The organism is Phenylobacterium sp. (assembly GCF_035539035.1).
Taxonomy (GTDB): Bacteria; Pseudomonadota; Alphaproteobacteria; order Caulobacterales; family Caulobacteraceae; genus Phenylobacterium.
The window spans coordinates 281702-298730 of sequence record NZ_DATLJI010000015.1; the positions used below are offsets into that span (position 1 = coordinate 281702).

The following is a 17029-nucleotide window of genomic DNA, read 5'->3' on the forward strand; positions in this document are numbered from 1 at the left end:
GGGCGCCGATAGAGCGCGAAGCCGCGGCCGGGCTCAAGAGGCAAGGCGTCGCAAAGCGGCCGCCGCCGGCCGATCAACCGCGCCGTTCGCGCCAGATCTCGAGCGCGAGCTTCGGGCGGACCAGGAACAGCCCGGTCCAGACGGCCAGCGCCAGCGCCCGGCGGACGCGGTGGCGCGGGCGGATCTCCAGTTCGTACAGGGCGGCGTAGTCGGCGACGACGGTCATGGGCTTGCTCCTCTCACGAGGACCAAGATCTAGGCCGTGGGTGCGTCAGTTCCGGACGCATGGGCCCGGCGGGCCAGCTCGATCTGCTCCACCAGGATGTCCTTCAGGCGCTGCGGCGCCAGCACCTGCACCTGGTCGCCCCAGGTGAACAGGTGCCAGGCCAGTTCGCGCATGCCGCTGGCGCGGAAGCGGACGAGAACCGAGCCGTCCGGCTGCGGCTCCAGCGTCTGGTCGGAGTGGAAGCGCCAGCGCATCGCCCCCTCGGCCGAGGCCGGCAGGATGCGCAGCACCACGTCCTCGGTGTCGTCCTGGTAGATGCCGAAGCTCTCGTCGGCGTAGTCCTGCAGGGAGAAGTCCGGGTCGCGCTGCGCCGGTCGGCCCGTCACCTCCACGTCACGCAGCCGGTCCAGGCGCCAGTTGCGCGGGCTCCCCTCGCCTTCCGCCGCCACCAGGTAGTTGGCCCGGCCGAACAGGACGCCATAGGGGGTCACCTCGCGAACCCGCCCCGGCGTCGAGCCGCCCTCGTAGCGGAAACGCAGGGTCGAGAGGCCCTTCAGGGCGTCACGGACGGTGGCCAGCACCGCCTCGTCCTCGAACGGACGCGGCCCGGCCTGGACGGCGATGGTCTCGGCCTGCAGCAGGGCCTCCAGGTCCGGCGCGAGGCGGCGGCGGGCGGCGGCGCGGGTGGCCGAGAGCACCTTCTGCTCCAGGGACTTCAACGCCGCGGCGCGGCCGTGCGCGCCCTGGAGGGTCCAGGCCTCGGCCGCGGCGTTCAACGCCGCGAGTTCCTCGGCGGTGGGCGCCTGGAAGAGGCCGTCCAGCCCGCTCGGGATGCGGAAGCGGCGGGTCGGCGGGTCGTCCACCTCCTCCATCTGCGGGAAGATCTCGCGCACGGCGTCGCGCATCCGCTCGGCGGTGCGCCGCCCGACGCCCACGCGCTCGGCTATCTCGTCCAGCGTCAGCCCCTCGGCGGTGCTCGCCAGGAGGCGCGCCAGCTCCAGCAGCCGGCCGGCCTTTTCGTGCCTCATGAGTTGTACGTCCGATTCTGTCGCACCGGGCCATCAGAACGGAAACCATCGAAACCCGCAAACGGAGTTCGGACCGATGGCCAGCTACCGCCGCTTCAAGCCCCGCGTCGCCCGCCCGATCGAGGATCCCCGCGTATCGCCGCCGCCGGCCGCGGTGGTCGACGCCGTGCTGCGCTACCACGACCGGGAGGACGAACAGAGCTCGGGCTTCACCCTGCTGCGCCTGTCGCCCGAGCGCATCCGGCAGCGCGAGGTCAGGGCCGCGCTCGGCGACCACGCCGCTCGCGCCGCCCGCGTCTCCATCCTCTGGAACGAGCGCGAGAGCGAGATCATCCGCGTCCTGGAAGCCGCCTAGGACTGGACGCTTCCCTCGTGCCGGTAGCTCGGCTGGTCGATGGCCAGCTGGTCGAGCGCGATCACCTTCAGAGCTGCGAGCAGGCCGGGCGTCTCGGGCGTCAGCTCGCCGGCCCGAATGCGGGCGCAGAGCTCGGCGTTCAGCTCCTGGAACGTTCCGGCGCGGCCCAGCACCTCGCCGATCTTCTCGGTCGCTCGGACCTCGGCGGCTGGGCCCAGCGTCAGCTCGCGCACGATGGTGTGCATGGCGTTGCCGGCGACGCGGGCCAGGAAGCCGTTGCGGGGGTCGAGCGTCGGGCGGACCTGCTCGATCCACAGGGCCACGGCCTCGGCCAGCTCCTCGGTCCTCGGATGGGTGATCACAGGCCTTGCTCCATCAGGACGACCAGGTCGGCTTCGGTCTCGGACACCCGCCGGCCGATCATCGGGCGCTCCACCGACTTCTCCACCCCGCTCTGCCAGCTCAGGTACATGGTCAGGCACATGACGCCCCAGCGCAGCGAGCCGAACGCCTGCCAGAAGCGCACCCGCGACAGGGGCACGGGCCGTCCGCCCGCCGCCTCGTAGCCCGCCAGCAGGTCAGCGTAGTCGCCGAAGCCGCCCACCGGGCGGTCGGGCCGGCCGAAACGCCAGGAGTTGGTGCAGATCCAGCCCATGTCCTCGGCCGGGTCGCCCACGTGGGCCAGCTCCCAATCGAGCACGGCGGCGACACCCGTCTCGGGGTCGAACATGATGTTGCCGTTCCGGAAGTCGCCGTGCAGCAGCACCGGGTCCACGGGCTCCGGCAGCTGCTTGCGCAGGTGCTGGAAGGCGAGCTCCAGGATCGGCCGCTCGGCGCCGGTGGCGCGATAGACCTCCTCGTAGCGGTCGAGCTCGCCCTCGGCGTCGGAGACCTTTAAGTCAAGGCCAGGCGGCGGCGGGGTGGCGTGGATCTTCGCCAGCACCTCCCCGCACTGGCGGGCGAGCCTCGGCCGGACGGCGTCGAAGCGGGGATCGGAGACGATCTTGCGGCCGAGGGTCTCCCCGCCGATCCGGCCCATCACATAGGCCTCGCCGAGGCCGTCGGCGGCGTCGCAAAGGTGCCGGACGGGCGGCACGGGCGCCCCTTGCGCCCCTGTCGCCCGGATCAGCGCCGCCTCGGTGGAGAGCGGGATCGAGCGGGCGGTCTCGGGATCGTAGGGCGCCGTCCGCCGCCGCAGGATCAGGTCCTCGCGCCCGCCCGGCCCCTCGACGGCGAAGGCCCAGGTTTCCATGCTAGCGCCGCCGGACAGGCGCTGGGCGCCCGTGGCCTCGGCGCCGGGCCCGGCGAGCCGTACGGCAAGGCGGGAAAGGGCCTCGGAAACCTCGCCGTTCATGACCCGACGGAACCTCCCAGATGGTCTAACCTGCCGATCTGGCGGGCTGACCTGCGGCTTGTAAATGCTCCCCCGGCGTCAAGCTCCGTCCAAGAGCCATACGAGGGAACGCCCATGGATTTCGACCTGCCCCAGGATCTCGTCGACTACCTCGCCGAACTGGACCGGTTCATTGAGGACGTGATCATGCCGCTGCAGCGGCAGGACGATAACGACCGCTTCTTCGACCATCGCCGCGAGCACGCCAGAACGGACTGGGACAACCAGGGCCTGCCGCGCCACGAGTGGGAGGAGCTGCTCGCCAAGGCCCGCAAGCTGGCCGACGAGGCCGGCCACCTGCGCTACGCCTGGCCGAAGGAGATGGGCGGCAAGGGCGGGTCGCAGCTCGCCATGGCGGTGATCCGGGAGCACCTGGCGGCCAAGGGGCTGGGCCTGTTCAACGACCTGCAGACCGAGCACTCGATCGTCGGCAACAACCCCTTCGTGCTGATGTTCAAGGAGTTCGCCACGAACGCCCAGTACGAGCGCGACGGCGACAAGCTGCTGAACGGCGGCATGCGCACCGCCTTCGGCCTGACCGAGCCCAACCATGGCTCCGACGCCACCTTCATGGAGACGCGGGCGGTCCCGCACGAGAAGGACGGCAAGCCGGGTTGGCTGATCAACGGCGAGAAGATGTGGACCACCGGCATGCACGTGGCGACCCACGTGATGGTCTTCGCGCGGACGTCGGGGAAGGACGGGGACGCCCACGGGATCACCTGCTTCATCGTCCCGGCGGACACGCCGGGGGTGAAGGTCGAGCAGTACATGTGGACCTTCAACATGCCGACGGATCACCCGCGGGTGAGCTTCACCGACGTGTGGGTGCCGGAGGATAGCTACTGGGGTCAGATCGACCGCGGGCTGGGGCTGGGGCAGAGCTTCGTGCACCAGAACCGGATCCGGCAGGCGGCCTCGAGCCTGGGGGCGGCGCAGTTCTGCATCGACGAGAGCGTGAAGTACGCCAGGCGTCGCAAGCCGTTCGGCAAGGCGCTGGCGGAGAACCAGGCGATCCAGTGGCCGCTGGTGGAGCTGCAGACCCAGTGCGAAATGCTCCGCCTACTGATCAGGAAGACGGCCTGGCAGATGGACCGGATGGAGCACAAGGAGATCGAGAAGACGATCTCGGACAAGGTCTCCATGTGCAACTACTGGGCGAACCGGCTGGTCTGCGAGGCGGCCGACCGGGCGATGCAGGTGCACGGCGGCATGGGCTATTCCCGGCACACGCCGTTCGAGCACATCTACCGCCACCACCGCCGCTACCGGATCACCGAGGGCTCGGAGGAGATCCAGATGCGCAAGGTGGCGGCCTACCTGTTCGGCTACCTCGGGCCCAAGCGGCAGCAGTTCAAGGACGCCGACGCCCAGCGCGACGCCGAGTACGTCCAGCCGACCCCGCCCCGGCCCTAGGCGGCGGCGGCGTCGGCGTAGAGGGCGTCGAACACCGGCGGCAGGCTGTCGGGCAGGCCCAACAGGGGGCCCGACGAGAGCAGCAGGACGACCTCCTCGCCGGTGAGGGCGCTGAGCGCGGCGGTCGCCTCGTCGGCCGTGCGGACCCCGTCGACGGCGATGCCAGCGGCGGCGGTGCGGGCGAGGATCTCCTCGAAGCTCGACTGGTTGTGGCTGGCCGCCCCGTGGCTCGGCGGCGGCACGATCAGGGCCCGGGCGACGCCGGCGAACACCGTGTCGTACCACGGCAGGGCGTCGCGGTTGCGCCAGGAGAAGGTGTGCGGCTCGAAGACCACGGTCAGCGGCCGGGTCGGATAGTGCAGCAGCATGGCCTCGATGGCCGAGCGGGCCTTCTCGTAGGACGAGCCGAAGCCCTCGATCACCGGCACCCGGGAGGCTGCCGTGAGCCGGTCGAGGCGGCGACGGATGCCGCCGAAACTGGCGACCGCGCGGACCAGGGCGGCCTCGGAGGCGAGGCCGCGCTCCAGGACATAGGCCGCGACGCCGACGATGTTCTCGATGTTGTGCTCGCCGAGCAGGGTCGTGGCCATGGCGATCCGCCGGCCGTCGGGCGCGACCAGGGTGAAGCGGGTGGTCTCGCCGTAGGCCACGTCCTCGCTGAACCAGCCCTCGCAAGGCGCGGTGTCGTACCAGACGATCCGGCAGGCGGCCTCGTCGGCGACGGCGCGGATCGCGGGATGGTCGCGGGCCACCAGCAGGCCCTCGGCGGGCAGCAGGCGCAGCAGCTCGCGGAACGGCTTCTCGTAGTCGGCGAAGGTCGGGAAGACGTTGACGTGGTCGTGGATCAGCGACGTCAGCAGCACGTCGCGGGGGTGATAGAGCACGAACTTCGAGCGGTGGTCCGCGGGCCCCACGATGTACTCGTCGCCCTCCAGGATCACCTCGGGCGCGGTTCCCCAGTGGCCGGTGGCGGGCAGCGAGGGCGAGATGGCGCCGATCATCCAGCCTGCGTCGCGGTCGGCCGCCTTCAGCACGTGGGCCAGGAGCGCCGTGCAGGTGGACTTGCCGAAGGAGCCGGCGACCACGGTGTTGAGGCGGTCGCGCGTCGCCTCGCCCACCAGCTCGGGGAAGGTGGTGACCTTCACGCCGCGGCGGCGGGCCTCGGCGACCTCGGGATTGTCCTCGCCCCCCAGCTTGGCGCTGGCGCCCAGCACCAGGACGTCGAGGTCGGCCGGCAGGTTGGCGGCGTCGAAGCTGCGATGGAACGGAAAGCCGAGCCCTTCCACATAGGTGGACATCGGCGGGAAGACGTCGGCGTCGGAGCCGGACAGCTCGTGCCCCGCGTCGCGCATCATCAGGGCCACCGCGCTCATGCCCGCGCCGGCGATCCCCGTGAAATGGATGCGCATCGCCGCCTCCCTGGCCGTCATCGATTCGTCGTGGAGTAGCCGATCCGCCCGCCCGCTCCAATCCGGGGCGACAATGCGCGGCGCCGGCCCGCCGCGCGGCGCTAGGCGCCTTTTGCCGGGCGGGCCGATTCCGGAGACTCGCGTTCGCCCGACGGGGCCGATTCCTTGCCGAAATTAATCAATGTTTGGAACCGTTTACCGACATTAACGACCACTTAACCAAGGGGGCCGATTCTATGAACGTCTTCCTTGAAGACACCCCACCATCACCGACTTTATTCAGCCCGGCGCTCGCGCCGGGCTCTTTTTTCGCCGGGGCCGCGGCAAGCCGCCAGCCCCGCTTGCGCACCAGCAAATCGCATCGTATATGCGCCGCCTCTTCGACGGCCTGATCCCGGATAGCTCAGTTGGTAGAGCAGTCGGCTGTTAACCGACTTGTCGCAGGTTCGAGTCCTGCTCCGGGAGCCATCGAGACCCTCCGCCGCGACGGCGCGGCGCATCCCCCTCCCTTCCGCTAGACGCGCCAGGCGACGACCGCCACGCCGCCGCCCGCGCGCCCCCGCGCCCCTATTCCGCGGGCTCGGGAATCCGCCCGCCCGGCAGCCGCGCCGGACGTTCCTTGCGACGCGACAGCTCGTCCTCGAGCACCTCGATCATGCCGACGATGGCGCCCGCCTCCAGCTCGGCGAGCGGCCGGGGCCCGGAGTCCATGCCGCAGTCGGCCAGGGTGTGCGAGCGCAGGAGCAGGGAATCGGGCGCCAGGGAGATCTCGCGCCAGGCGAAGCAGGAGCGGATGGTCTCCTGGAAGGCCCCCTGGTTCAGCTTGCGGTCGGCCCGCAGGAGCTGGCGCAGGACCTCGTGGTAGGTGAGGAAGTCGGGCGAGAGGTTGCGCCAGCACTCCGCCAGCAGGCGACCGAGACCATCGCGGGCCTCCAGCAGCGCCGCCTTGAACCCCGTCTCGTGACCGGCGTAGGCGGCCGCGAACTCGGCCTGAAGGGCCGCGAGGTCCTGGACCGTGTTGTCCGGCTCCTGGGACGAGCGCTTGGCGAGGTCAGCCGTGATCAGGCCGCGCTGCACGAGCTTGATCTGGAACATCTCGACCATGACGTCGAAGATCGCGCCGGTGAGCGGCAGCGAGCGCTCGTGCGGCTCGGCTCCCACGTCGGACATGCGGTGATAGTTGAAGGCCGTACGGATCTCGCGGCTCTCGGACAGCTCACCGACCCGCTCCAGCTCGTTGACGCTGAACAGGTTGCCGCTGGTCGAGGCCAGCACGTGGTCGACCACGGAGTTGAAGTGCAGCGAGGCGACGATGGCGACCAGGTCGCCGGCCGACTCGTGCATGCCGCTGTAGTCGAGGGCCGGATCGTTCGCGAACTTCGGATAGCCGACCTCGGCGAAGATCAGGCTGTGCCCGAGTTCGTGGGCGAGGACGTCGAAGTTCTCGCAGTACGGCCGGGAATGGTCGATGCCGCCGCCGGCCTTGCGGCCGTAGCCGAACTCCAGGAAGCCGTATCCCGACTGGGCGTTGTCCCACTCGATCAGCGGGATCAGTTCGAGGCGGTCGAAGTGCGCCTCGAAGTGCCAGGCGATGTGCCCGCCGAAATAGTCCTCCCAGATGTCGAGGACCCGGCGGACCGTGGCGTACATGGTGGCCGCCTGGAAGGCGCGGCTCTTCGGATCGAGGTGGTCGAAATGGCCGTCAGGGCCCGGCTGGACGGGCGGGTTCGCCTTGCCCTTGAACGGCGGCCGGTTGGCCTGGGAATAGGGCAGCTTGTTCGCCGCATCGACCACGAACATGCGTGTGTCGGCGGGACCGGGCCGCACCTCGCCCACGGGCACGCTGACGGTGACCACCTCCGGCTGCGAGAAGGCCGGCAGGTAGCGGGGCTGGGGAAAGATCCGGAAGCGCGTTCCGGTTTGCTCAAGCTGAAGATCGAGTTCGACCGACATGATGCGGCCTCCTTGCGACCACGGCCGGCCAGGATGGCGGCGCCTCGTGGCGAGGAAGCTTTGCGCCGGGGCCCCGCCGGCGGCGCGTGACCGGCATCACGCGGCCCCGACACCCGAGGCCGACCCATCGGAATTCGGCAGAGCTGAGCCGCGGGAAACACTTGTTTCGCGGTGAAGGTTCCAGCCGGGCAAATCTTGTCGCGATTGGGGCAGATGAGCCTGAAAACGTACTGACTCCGCCGCAGTCTCGCCTCAACTCATGCCATCCTAATAACGTTGTTCTCGTCGGGGTGGGGCCGTTCGCGGCGAGGGGGCTCTCGTCCGTGATCGTTGCGTGCCAACGCCCAGGACGAGAGGAAACATGCGCGAATACTACCTCGATGACGGATTTGGGCCCCAGGGCTCGCTCTACGACTTCTCCACCCCCCTCACCGCTTCCGCGGCCGCCGACTTCGGCGCCCAGACGAACTGCGGCTGCCCGTCGTGCCTGCGCACGGCCTTCTACCGCGACGCCTCGGGCGAACCGCTTGGCCAGGCGCCGGCCAAGCCGTCGTTCGCGGCGCTGACCGCGGCCAACCTGGTCACCGACGAGGTCGGCGGCGACAGGGCCACGGCCGGCAGCCTGACGGTCAACGGGCCGCACGTGATCTCGACGATCAACGCCCCGGGCGACTTCGACTTCTTCAAGGTGAGCCTGAAGGCCGGCCAGACCTACGACTTCAGCGTCATCGCCAAGACCCTGGGCCCGAGCGGCGTGCCGCTGGCCGACGCCTTCGTGGAGCTCTACGATTCCACCGGCAAGCTGGTCGGGCTGTCCGACGGCGGGGCCAGCACGACGCTCAACCAGCTCAACTCCGGCTTCGACGCGGTGCTGACGTTCACGGCCACCGCCGACGGGACCTACTATGTGAACGCCCGCGCGTTCGACCAGGACGCGACGAACGGGACCGGCGGCGACTTCGTCGGCGACTACGAGGTGTTCGTCGCCCAGGCCGACCCGCGGACCGCCTACAAGCCGCTCTACACCCTGGACAGCCCGCTGCACTCGATCGACTGGGGCAGCCAGGTGGACCGCACCTCGCGCAACCCGGATGGCGACAACGGCCCGCGCGACAACGGCTCGACCTTCACCGGCGTGCTGTCGAACCCGACCTACGGGGTCGAGGGCAAGAATGTCATCACCTACTACTTCGCCCGCCAGGGCGACCTGTTCGTGGACAGCAACCCGCTGACCCCCGGCTCCACCGACACCATGCTGCAGGTGAAGGACATGGCCGACTGGGAGAAGGCCGCCTTCCGCGCCGCCTTCGCCGAGTACGAGAAGGTGGCCGACGTGGTCTACATCGAGGTCCAGAACCGCGCCGAGGCCGACTTCAAGCTGATCACCTACCAGGGCACCCCCGGCGTCGGCGCGAGCCTGCTGGGCCGGATGAGCCCGCCCAACGAGGAGAACGAGGGCCAGGCCGAGTTCAACGCCGGCGACGCGCGCTGGACGCAAGCCGGCCTGCAGCAGGGCGGCTTCTACTTCCCGACCCTGCTGCATGAGTTCGGCCACGGCCACGGCCTCTCGCACCCGCACGACACGGGCGGCCGCTCGAGCGTCATGCGCGGCTCCGACGACGGCAGCGTGATCGGCGGCGGCACCGCCGCGTTCGGCCTCTCCCAGCAGGTCTTCACGATCATGTCCTACAACGACGGCTGGACGCTCTCGCCCTACGGCCAGCCGAAGTCCGGCGGCGTGACCGGCACGGACGTGGAGCACTTCGGCTGGATGGGCACGCTGGCGCCCCTCGACATCGCCGTCCTGCAGGACAAGTACGGGGTCAACGAAGAGTACGCGACGGGCGCCGACGCCTACGTCCTGAAGGACGTGAACGGACCGGGCACGTTCTATTCGGCGATCTGGGACGCGGGCGGCGTCGACTCCATCACCTACGCCGGCGCCCGGGACGCGCGGATCGACCTGCGGGCGGCGACCCTGCAGTACGAGGAAGGCGGCGGCGGCCACGTCTCCTACGCCCACGGGATCCACGGCGGCTTCGTGATCGCCAACGGCGTGACCATCGAGAACGCCACCTCGGGCGACGGCAACGACACCCTGAACGGCAATGCGGCGACCAATGTGCTGAACGCCGGCGGCGGCGCCGACATGCTGTCCGGCTTCGGCGGCGACGACCTGATCACCGGCGGCGCGGGCGACGACACCCTGACCGGCGGGGCGGGCGTCGACCAGTTCTGGTTCGACCACCTGTCCGGCGACGACATGGTGATGGACTTCGAGCAGGGCGTCGACCGCGTGGGCCTGGGCGGCAACGCCCCCGACAGCTTCGCGGCCCTGACCATCACGGCCGAGGCCCGCGGCGGCGCCGACGGCGCCCTGGTCACCTGGGGCGACGGCTCGCAGTCGATCTGGCTGAAGGGCGTCGGAGCCACGTCGCTGAGCAGCAGCGACTTCCTGTTCGCCTGAGGGCGGCGGGGCGCCTGGCCTGGCCCTCCTCCATGGAGGAGGGCTGGGTGGTGGTGCGGGCGCTGCGGTGACGTGAGGGGCTCGTGTGGCTCAGCGCCGAGAGCGCCGCTACTCCGCCGCCCTGCACTCACCACCATCCCTACCCTTCCTCCATCGAGGAGGAAGGGGCGCCCGGTTGGCCAGGTGGGCGCGTGGCTGACCCGGATAGCCCTCCTCCTCGATGGAGGAGGGTTGGGTGGTGGTGCGGGCGCTGAGGTGACGCGAGGGGCTCGTGTGGGCTCGGCGCCGAGAGCGCCGCTACTTCACCGCCCTGCACTCACCACCATCCCTACCCTTCCTCCATCGAGGAGGAAGGGGAGCCCGGTTCGGCCAGGTGGGCGCGTGGCTGACCCGGATAGCCCTCCTCCTCGATGGAGGAGGGTTGGGTGGTGGTGCGGGCGCTGAGGTGACGCAGATCGCGCATGTGGGCGCTGAGCCGAACAACGCTCCTCCCGCCGCGCCCTGCACTCACCACCATCCCTACCCTTCCTCCATCGAGGAGGAAGGGGCGCGTGTTCCGGTAGGCTGAGGGGTCAGCCCGGGACCATCAGGGCGGGCAGGCCCTGGTAGAGGACGGTGATGAGGGAGAGGCCGGCGCCTGCGCCGATGACGCCGCGCCAGAAGCGCAGGGCCTCGGCGTCGGGCTCGCGGGCCAGCACCGGCAGCCGGCCGCGCCAGGCGAGCGAGATCACCCAGGCGTTGACCAGCGCGCTGAGCGTGGTGGTGGCGGCCATGCCCAGGCGCACCGCCAGGTCCGGCGCTGGCTGGGGCGCATCGCCCAGGCTCGCCCAGCCGTAGAGCGCCAGGAGGTGCAGGAAACCGATCGTCGGACCCGCCAGCGCGAGCGACCAGACCTGGGCGCTGGGCTTCATGGCGCCAGCACCGGGAAGAGCCGGGTGAGCGCCAGGCCGACCGCGCCCTGGGCGACGGTGTAGCCCCAGAGCAGCGCCAGGGCTTCGTAGCCGGCGCGGATGCGGCCGTCGGCCATGCCGCGGGCGGCGCGCACCGCCATGCCGGCGGCGAACAGGATCACGCAGGCGGCCAGCACCGCCTGCAGGCCGGCGATCGCGTAGACCGAGGCGCCGTAGGCGCTCTGGTAGCCCCGCAGGCCGGTCTCCCAGTGGCCGCGGAAATCGACCAGTCCGGCGCCGGCGGTGAGCAGCGCGCCCAGCGGCAGGAGCCAGGCGAGCTGGCGCGGCCGGGTGCGGATCCACCAGGCGGAGAGCCACAGCGCGAGGCCGGCCAGGACATAGAGCGCCAGCGCGCCCCAGCCGCTGCCCGCACCCGGCAGGCCCGCGTCGCTGGGCGGCCAGCCCACGGGATCGCGGCTCCACAGGAAGACGTAGGTGAAGACCGTCATGGCGAAGATCATCGCCAGGACCACCAGCAGCACGATCATCGCCCACCAGCCGTGACTGCCCGGGCCGGTGACATAGGTGGGCAGGCGGATGCCGCCGCCGATGTCGACCTCGTCCACCGGCAGCGGCCGGTCGATCTCCCACACCCAGCGGAAGATGCAGGCGATGGCCACGACGCCGAAGGCGACGCCGATCCAGTAGAGCTGGACGGTCAGCAGCAGGAAGAAGACGGCCGTCGCGACGGCGGCGCCCACGTGCCAGAACGACGGGCCCGGCATGCGCATCAGGTACTGCGGCTCGGCCTTGATCGGGCTGGTGATGATGGTCTCGCGGAAGCCGGTGGCGGCGTACGGCAGGAGGTGGCGGCCCTCCTCCACCTCCTTCGAGATCTGCGGCCGGTCCCAGAGCGGGTAGCGGCTGTCCACCACCGGGATCGAGCGGGTGGAATAGACGTCGCCGGGCAGCCATTCGAGGGTTCCGCCCTCGTAGACGTTGCCGGCCGTGTCGCCGACGCTGAAGCGGAAGTTGCGGATCAGGTCGAGGATGAAGACCGCGACCCCGGCGGCGATGGTGAAGGCGCCGATGGTGGAGATCAGGTTCACCGTCTCCCAGCCGTGGCCGGGCTGGTAGGTCCACACCCGCCTGGGCATGCCCATCAGGCCGGTGAGGTGCATGGGCAGGAAGGTGACCTGCATGCCGGTGAACATCAGCCAGAACGCGATGCGGCCGAGGCGCTTGGACAGTGGCTTCCGGCTGATCATCGGGGCCCAGTAGTAGAAGCCGGCGAACAGCGGGAAGACCATGCCGCCGATCAGCACATAGTGCAGGTGGGCCACCACGAAGTGGGTGTCGTGGACCTGCCAGTCGAAGGGCACCAGCGCCACCATTACCCCGGTCAAGCCGCCGATCACGAAGGTGACGATGCCGCCGACGGCGAACAGGCCGGGCGGGTCGGGCCGGAAGCGGCCAGCCGCCAGGGTCGCGATCCAGGCGAACACCTGCAGGCCCGCGGGGATGGAGACCGCCGACCCCGCGGCCGAGAAGACGCTGACCGAGATCGGCGGCAGGCCGGTGGCGAACATGTGGTGGACCCACACCCCGAAGGCGAGGAAGCCGGTGGCGATCTGGGCCAGGACGACGAGGCGGTAGGCGACCAGCGGGGTGCGCGCGGCGGTGGGCACGATCATCGACAGCATCCCCGCCGCCGGCAGGAAGATGATGTAGACCTCCGGGTGGCCGAAGAACCAGAAGAGGTGCTGCCACAGCAGCGGGTCGCCGCCCTTCGCCGCGATGAAGAACGGCCAGTGCAGGGCGCGCTCCAGCTCCAGGAGCGCGGTCGCCACGATGATCGACGGGAAGCCGATCATCACCATGCCCGCGAAGACCAGCATGGCCCAGGCGAACACCGGCAGCTTGTCGAGCGTCATGCCCGGCGCGCGGGTCTTCAGGATACCGACCACGATCTCGATGGCGCCGGCGATGGCGCTGATCTCGATGAAGCCGATGCCGAGCAGCCAGAAGTCGGCGTTGATGCCCGGCGAGTGCTCGTAGGAGGTCAGCGGCGGGTACATGAACCAGCCGCCGCTGGGGGCCAGGCCGAAGAAGATCGAGGCGAAGAAGCAAAGGCCGCCCACCAGATAGGCCCAGAAGGCGTAGGCCGAGAGCCGGGGGAACGGCAGGTCGCGGGCGGCCAGCATCTGGGGGAGCAGGAGCACGCCCATGGCCTCCACCGCCGGCACGGCGAAGAGGAACATCATGGTCGTGCCGTGCATGGTGAAGACCTGGTTGTAGGTCTCCTGGCCCAGCACCCCGTTCAGCGGCAGGGCGAGCTGGGTGCGCATGAGCAGCGCCAGCACGCCGGCCAGCAGGAAGAACAGGAAGGCCGCGCCGACGTAGAACAGGCCGATGTAGTTGTTGTTGACCGCGGTGATCAGCTTCCAGCCGGTGGGCGGGGCCCAGACGCGCTTGAGCTCCTTCTCCTCCGCCTCCGGCCGCGGCTCGGGGATTGGGAAGCGCTTCAGGAGGTCCGGGTCGAAGCCGCTCTCGGAGGTCATGTGAGGCCCTCCAGATAGGCGGTGAGCGCCTGCAGCTCCTCGCCGGACAGGCGGTACTCGGGCATGCGGTTCTGCGGCTTGATCCGCTGGTTGCCGGTGATCCAGGCGCCGAAGCCGGCGCGGTTCACGGGCAGGACGCCGGCGGCGAGCGCGCCGCGCGACGCCACATGGGTCAGGTCCGGGCCGGCCTGGCCGCCGGCCGGCGTGCCGCGCACGGCGTGGCAGAGCGGGCAGCCCTGCGTCTGGAACAGGTCGCGGCCGCGGCGGGCGTCGCCGGCCGTGGGCTCGGCGGCGGGGCGGACGCGGGCGGCGGCCCAGGCGCGGTGCTCGGCCTCCGGGCGGGCCACCACCACGAGCGCCATCAGGGCGTGCGCGCCGCCGCAGTATTCCGCGCACTGGCCGCGGTAGACGCCGGGGGCGTCGGCCTGGAGGCGCAGCCGGTTGCGGCGGCCGGGGATCATGTCGAGCTTGCCCGAGAGCCTGGGCACCCAGAAGGAGTGGATGACGTCCTGGGAGAGCAGCTCGACGGTCACGGGGCGGCCCACCGGGATGTGCACCTCGTTGGCCTCGGTGACGCCGGCGGCGGGGCCGCTGAGGTACTGGACGCGCCACCACCACTGGTGGCCGGTGACCCGCACGCGCAGCTCGTCCTCGGCCGGGCGGGTCAGGCCGGCGGTGAGCGTCAGGCCCCACACGAGCAGCGCGGTGAGCACCACGAGCGGAAAGGCCAGGCCGCCGGCCAGCACCGCGCGCTCGCCCCGCAGCAGGGCGCGCCAGCGCTCCGGCCCCCAGAACGACACCGCCAGGGCGACGCCCACCACGACGCAGACCAGGGCGGCCATGGCGAAAAGGCCCCAGGCCAGCGTGGCCACGGGCTCGGCGAAGGGACCGGCAGGGTCGAGCACGGCCGGGGCCGAGCGCCCGGCCGGCGTCGGCGCCGACGCTGCCGCGGATCCTGGAATCGCACACCTCCCCGGCGGGGGCGCGCAGGTCCCCCGCCAAGCATCAAACCCACGGCGAAGCTGGGCGTTCCGCGGGCGGTGCGCGGCGCCTACGTAGTCGGCCGGAGTTCGGCCCGGCGGCCGGGCCGCCTATATGTCCCTTCCCGTCCCCTGGAGCCCGCCCGATGGCCGAAGACCGCGCAGCCCTGCGCGCCCGCATCGCCCCCGGCGCGCCGGTCGGCGTGACCGAGGAGATGATCCACGCCCTGGTGCACGGCTTCTACGACCGGATCCGGGCCGATCCGGCGCTGGGACCGGTTTTCAATCGGGTGATCACCGACTGGGACCCGCACCTGGAGCGGATGTGCGACTTCTGGTCGTCGGTGATGCTGATGACCGGCCGGTTCAAGGGCGCGCCGATGGCCGCCCACGTGCGGATCGAGGGGCTGGGGGCCGCGCACTTCGCCCGCTGGCTGGACCTGTTCCGGCAGACGGCCGCCGAGCTCTGCCCGCCCGACGCCGCCGCCGTGTTCGTGGCCAAGGCCGAGATGATCGCCCAGAGCCTGCAGCTGGGCATCGCCGCCAGCCGGGGCGAGCTACCGCCCGCCCGGGCCGCGACCTAGGGGCCGCCTACCAGGTCCCGACGTTGGGCATGGAGGCCCAGGGCTCCTGCGGGGGCTTGCGCTCGCCGGCCTGCAGCAGCTCGACGGAGATGTTGTCGGGCGAGCGGACGAAGGCCATGTGGCCGTCGCGCGGCGGGCGGTTGATGGTCACGCCGCCGTCCTTCAGGCGCTGGCAGACCGCGTAGATGTCGTCCACCGCATAGGCCAGGTGGCCGAAGTTGCGGCCGCCCTCGTAGACCTCCGGATCCCAGTTGTAGGTGAGCTCGACCATCGGCGCCTTGCGCTCGCGGGCCAGTTCCTCGTCGCCGGGGGCGCAGAGGAAGACCAGGGTGAAGCGGCCGCCTTCGTTCTCGACGCGAGACACTTCCTTAAGGCCGAGCTTGTTGCAGTAGAAGTCGATCGACGCGTCGAGGTCCGTCACCCGGACCATGGTGTGGAGGTATCTCACCGGAGGGTTTTTCCTTTACTCTGTAAACTGTGCGACATAGGGTCACGCTACGTCATCGGGCCGGGCGTGCTGCACTCGTGGCCGCGTGGCCAGAATAACCGCCCTCCCCGCCACCTGTCCGCGATTTCATTTGCACTCGCGTAACGGTGGCATCAAAAGCGCCGGACACCGTGAGGTGGGAGCCGGCGCGCGGATGGGGCCAACCGCGCGAGCCAGGGGCTCGGGGAACTGTTCATGCGAATGAAATCGCAACATATTTTCGTCATCGCCGTGCTGGCGGTGGTCGTCCTGTTCTTCCTCGTGCGCGGCCTGTTCGGCGGCGACGAGAGCAGCACGGCGCAAGCCAAGGCGAGCGCGCCGGCGAAGGCTGGCGACGTGCCCAGCGTGCAGGTGAAGCTGAGCCAGGAGTCGGCCAGGCCCTACGAGGTCGTGCTGCGCGGCCGGACCGAATCGGCGCGCGCCGTGGTGGTCCGCTCCGAAACCGCCGGCGTCGTGGCCCAGACCCCGGCCCGCGAGGGTTCGCTGGTCCGCAAGGGCCAGGTGCTGTGCCGGCTGGCCGTGGACGCCCGCCAGGCGACGCTGGACCAGGCCCGCGCCAACCTTCGCTCGCGCCAGCTGCAGCGGCAGGCCGCCGCCCAGCTCGCCGAGAAGGGCTACCGCTCCCAGACCCAGGTCCTGGAGGCCCAGGCCGCGCTCGACGCCGCCCAGGCCCAGGTCCGCGCCGCCGAGATCGCGCTCGCTCAGGTCAACATCACCGCCCCGTTCACCGGGGTGTTCGACAAGCGCGACGCCGAGGTCGGGACCTACCTCGCGCCCGGCCAGCCGTGCGGAACGGTGATCGAGCTCAATCCGCTGCTGGTGGTGGGCGACGTGCCCGAGACCGACGCGGCGCGGCTGAGCGTCGGCGCGCCGGCCAGCGCCAAGCTGGTGTCCGGCCGGGTGCTGAACGGCCAGGTGCGCTACGTGGCGCGCGAGGCCGATCCGGCGACCCGCACCTACCATGTGGAGATCGCCGTCCCGAACGCGCAGATGGACGTCCGCTCCGGCCTCTCGGCCGAGCTGCGGGTCGGCGCGGGCGTCGGCGCGGCGCACCTGGTGCCGGTCTCGGCCCTGGTGCTGGACGCCGCCGGGCGGCAGGGCGTGCGCTACGTCCTGCCCGACGCCCGGGTGGCCTTCGCGCCGGTCACGGTGCTGGAGGAGACGCCGCAGGGCATCTGGGTCAGCGGCCTGAACGGCGCCGTGCGGGTGATCACCGTCGGCCAGTCCTTCGTCGCCGACGGCCAGAAGGTTCGCGTCGCCCAGGCGCAGTAGCGCCGAGC

At 70.8% G+C, this 17029-nt stretch carries 16 protein-coding genes and 1 tRNA gene; 6 read left to right on the forward strand and 11 right to left on the reverse strand.

Annotation, left to right across the window (positions count from 1 at the left end):
• Positions 1-73: 73 nt before the first annotated feature.
• The gene (locus VM685_RS13345) at positions 74-226 is read right to left on the reverse strand and encodes a hypothetical protein (protein ID WP_325460648.1); all 153 of its coding nucleotides are present in this window, start codon (positions 224-226) and stop codon (positions 74-76) included.
• A gap of 29 nt (positions 227-255) precedes the next feature.
• Complete coding sequence (locus VM685_RS13350; RefSeq protein WP_325460649.1) at positions 256-1254, reverse strand: WYL domain-containing protein; 999 nt, start codon at positions 1252-1254, stop codon at positions 256-258.
• A 76-nt stretch (positions 1255-1330) separates the two neighbouring features.
• Here VM685_RS13350 and VM685_RS13355 point away from each other — a divergent pair, with 76 nt between their 5' ends.
• A complete protein-coding gene (locus VM685_RS13355; RefSeq protein WP_325460650.1) occupies positions 1331-1609 on the forward strand; it encodes a hypothetical protein in 279 nt (92 codons plus the stop codon).
• Here the strand turns inward: VM685_RS13355 and VM685_RS13360 are convergent.
• Both VM685_RS13360 and VM685_RS13365 read right to left on the reverse strand, forming a co-directional pair.
• Positions 1606-1971, reverse strand: a complete 366-nt coding sequence (locus VM685_RS13360) for a DUF6285 domain-containing protein (protein ID WP_325460651.1) — start codon at positions 1969-1971, stop codon at positions 1606-1608. The genes VM685_RS13355 and VM685_RS13360 overlap by 4 nt on opposite strands.
• The gene (locus tag VM685_RS13365; RefSeq protein ID WP_325460652.1) at positions 1968-2963 is read right to left on the reverse strand and encodes a phosphotransferase family protein; all 996 of its coding nucleotides are present in this window, start codon (positions 2961-2963) and stop codon (positions 1968-1970) included. The genes VM685_RS13360 and VM685_RS13365 overlap by 4 nt, the downstream gene beginning before the upstream one ends.
• A gap of 114 nt (positions 2964-3077) precedes the next feature.
• On the opposite strand from VM685_RS13365, the gene VM685_RS13370 reads away from it, so the two are divergent.
• Positions 3078-4418: an acyl-CoA dehydrogenase gene (locus tag VM685_RS13370; RefSeq protein ID WP_325460653.1), complete on the forward strand. Its 1341-nt coding sequence runs from the start codon at positions 3078-3080 to the stop codon at positions 4416-4418.
• On the opposite strand, the gene VM685_RS13375 is transcribed toward VM685_RS13370, so the two are convergent.
• On the reverse strand, positions 4415-5827 hold the full coding sequence (locus tag VM685_RS13375; protein ID WP_325460654.1) for a Mur ligase family protein: 1413 nt from the start codon (positions 5825-5827) through the stop codon (positions 4415-4417). The genes VM685_RS13370 and VM685_RS13375 overlap by 4 nt on opposite strands.
• A gap of 392 nt (positions 5828-6219) precedes the next feature.
• On the opposite strand from VM685_RS13375, the gene VM685_RS13380 reads away from it, so the two are divergent.
• A tRNA-Asn gene (locus VM685_RS13380) sits at positions 6220-6295 on the forward strand.
• Positions 6296-6394: 99 nt separating this feature from the next.
• Here the strand turns inward: VM685_RS13380 and VM685_RS13385 are convergent.
• Positions 6395-7780 carry a hypothetical protein gene (locus tag VM685_RS13385; protein WP_325460655.1) on the reverse strand — a complete coding sequence of 462 codons (1386 nt, stop codon included), beginning with the start codon at positions 7778-7780 and terminating at the stop codon, positions 6395-6397.
• Positions 7781-8141: 361 nt separating this feature from the next.
• Here VM685_RS13385 and VM685_RS13390 point away from each other — a divergent pair, with 361 nt between their 5' ends.
• Positions 8142-10247: a M10 family metallopeptidase C-terminal domain-containing protein gene (locus tag VM685_RS13390; RefSeq protein ID WP_325460656.1), complete on the forward strand. Its 2106-nt coding sequence runs from the start codon at positions 8142-8144 to the stop codon at positions 10245-10247.
• Positions 10248-10575: 328 nt separating this feature from the next.
• Here the strand turns inward: VM685_RS13390 and VM685_RS13395 are convergent, their stop codons facing one another.
• The 4 genes from VM685_RS13395 to coxB form a co-directional block, all read right to left on the reverse strand.
• Positions 10576-10710: a hypothetical protein gene (locus tag VM685_RS13395; protein ID WP_325460657.1), complete on the reverse strand. Its 135-nt coding sequence runs from the start codon at positions 10708-10710 to the stop codon at positions 10576-10578.
• 109 nt (positions 10711-10819) lie between these two features.
• Positions 10820-11158, reverse strand: coding sequence for a hypothetical protein (locus VM685_RS13400; RefSeq protein ID WP_325460658.1), 339 nt, complete (start codon positions 11156-11158; stop codon positions 10820-10822).
• Positions 11155-13698: a cbb3-type cytochrome c oxidase subunit I gene (locus VM685_RS13405; protein ID WP_325460659.1), complete on the reverse strand. Its 2544-nt coding sequence runs from the start codon at positions 13696-13698 to the stop codon at positions 11155-11157. The genes VM685_RS13400 and VM685_RS13405 overlap by 4 nt, the downstream gene beginning before the upstream one ends.
• Positions 13695-14603, reverse strand: coding sequence for a cytochrome c oxidase subunit II (gene coxB / locus VM685_RS13410; RefSeq protein WP_325460660.1), 909 nt, complete (start codon positions 14601-14603; stop codon positions 13695-13697). Before coxB ends, VM685_RS13405 begins: the two co-directional genes overlap by 4 nt.
• A gap of 221 nt (positions 14604-14824) precedes the next feature.
• On the opposite strand from coxB, the gene VM685_RS13415 reads away from it, so the two are divergent.
• Entirely contained in the window at positions 14825-15262 is a 438-nt protein-coding gene (locus tag VM685_RS13415) for a group III truncated hemoglobin (protein ID WP_325460661.1), read from the forward strand.
• A gap of 7 nt (positions 15263-15269) precedes the next feature.
• On the opposite strand, the gene VM685_RS13420 is transcribed toward VM685_RS13415, so the two are convergent.
• Positions 15270-15710, reverse strand: coding sequence for a VOC family protein (locus VM685_RS13420; protein WP_325460662.1), 441 nt, complete (start codon positions 15708-15710; stop codon positions 15270-15272).
• A 234-nt stretch (positions 15711-15944) separates the two neighbouring features.
• Here VM685_RS13420 and VM685_RS13425 point away from each other — a divergent pair, with 234 nt between their 5' ends.
• Positions 15945-17021 (forward strand): efflux RND transporter periplasmic adaptor subunit, encoded by a 1077-nt coding sequence (locus VM685_RS13425; protein ID WP_325460663.1) that lies wholly within the window; start codon positions 15945-15947, stop codon positions 17019-17021.
• Positions 17022-17029 lie beyond the last annotated feature (8 nt).

Coding starts and splice junctions, on each gene's coding strand:
- VM685_RS13345 (WP_325460648.1), bottom strand. CDS start 226: ATGACCGTCGTCGCCGACTACGCCGCCCTGTACGAACTGGAGATCCGC.
- VM685_RS13350 (WP_325460649.1), bottom strand. CDS start 1,254: ATGAGGCACGAAAAGGCCGGCCGGCTGCTGGAGCTGGCGCGCCTCCTG.
- VM685_RS13355 (WP_325460650.1), top strand. CDS start 1,331: ATGGCCAGCTACCGCCGCTTCAAGCCCCGCGTCGCCCGCCCGATCGAG.
- VM685_RS13365 (WP_325460652.1), bottom strand. CDS start 2,963: ATGAACGGCGAGGTTTCCGAGGCCCTTTCCCGCCTTGCCGTACGGCTC.
- VM685_RS13370 (WP_325460653.1), top strand. CDS start 3,078: ATGGATTTCGACCTGCCCCAGGATCTCGTCGACTACCTCGCCGAACTG.
- VM685_RS13375 (WP_325460654.1), bottom strand. CDS start 5,827: ATGCGCATCCATTTCACGGGGATCGCCGGCGCGGGCATGAGCGCGGTG.
- VM685_RS13385 (WP_325460655.1), bottom strand. CDS start 7,780: ATGTCGGTCGAACTCGATCTTCAGCTTGAGCAAACCGGAACGCGCTTC.
- VM685_RS13390 (WP_325460656.1), top strand. CDS start 8,142: ATGCGCGAATACTACCTCGATGACGGATTTGGGCCCCAGGGCTCGCTC.
- VM685_RS13395 (WP_325460657.1), bottom strand. CDS start 10,710: ATGCGCGATCTGCGTCACCTCAGCGCCCGCACCACCACCCAACCCTCC.
- VM685_RS13400 (WP_325460658.1), bottom strand. CDS start 11,158: ATGAAGCCCAGCGCCCAGGTCTGGTCGCTCGCGCTGGCGGGTCCGACG.
- VM685_RS13405 (WP_325460659.1), bottom strand. CDS start 13,698: ATGACCTCCGAGAGCGGCTTCGACCCGGACCTCCTGAAGCGCTTCCCA.
- VM685_RS13415 (WP_325460661.1), top strand. CDS start 14,825: ATGGCCGAAGACCGCGCAGCCCTGCGCGCCCGCATCGCCCCCGGCGCG.
- VM685_RS13425 (WP_325460663.1), top strand. CDS start 15,945: ATGCGAATGAAATCGCAACATATTTTCGTCATCGCCGTGCTGGCGGTG.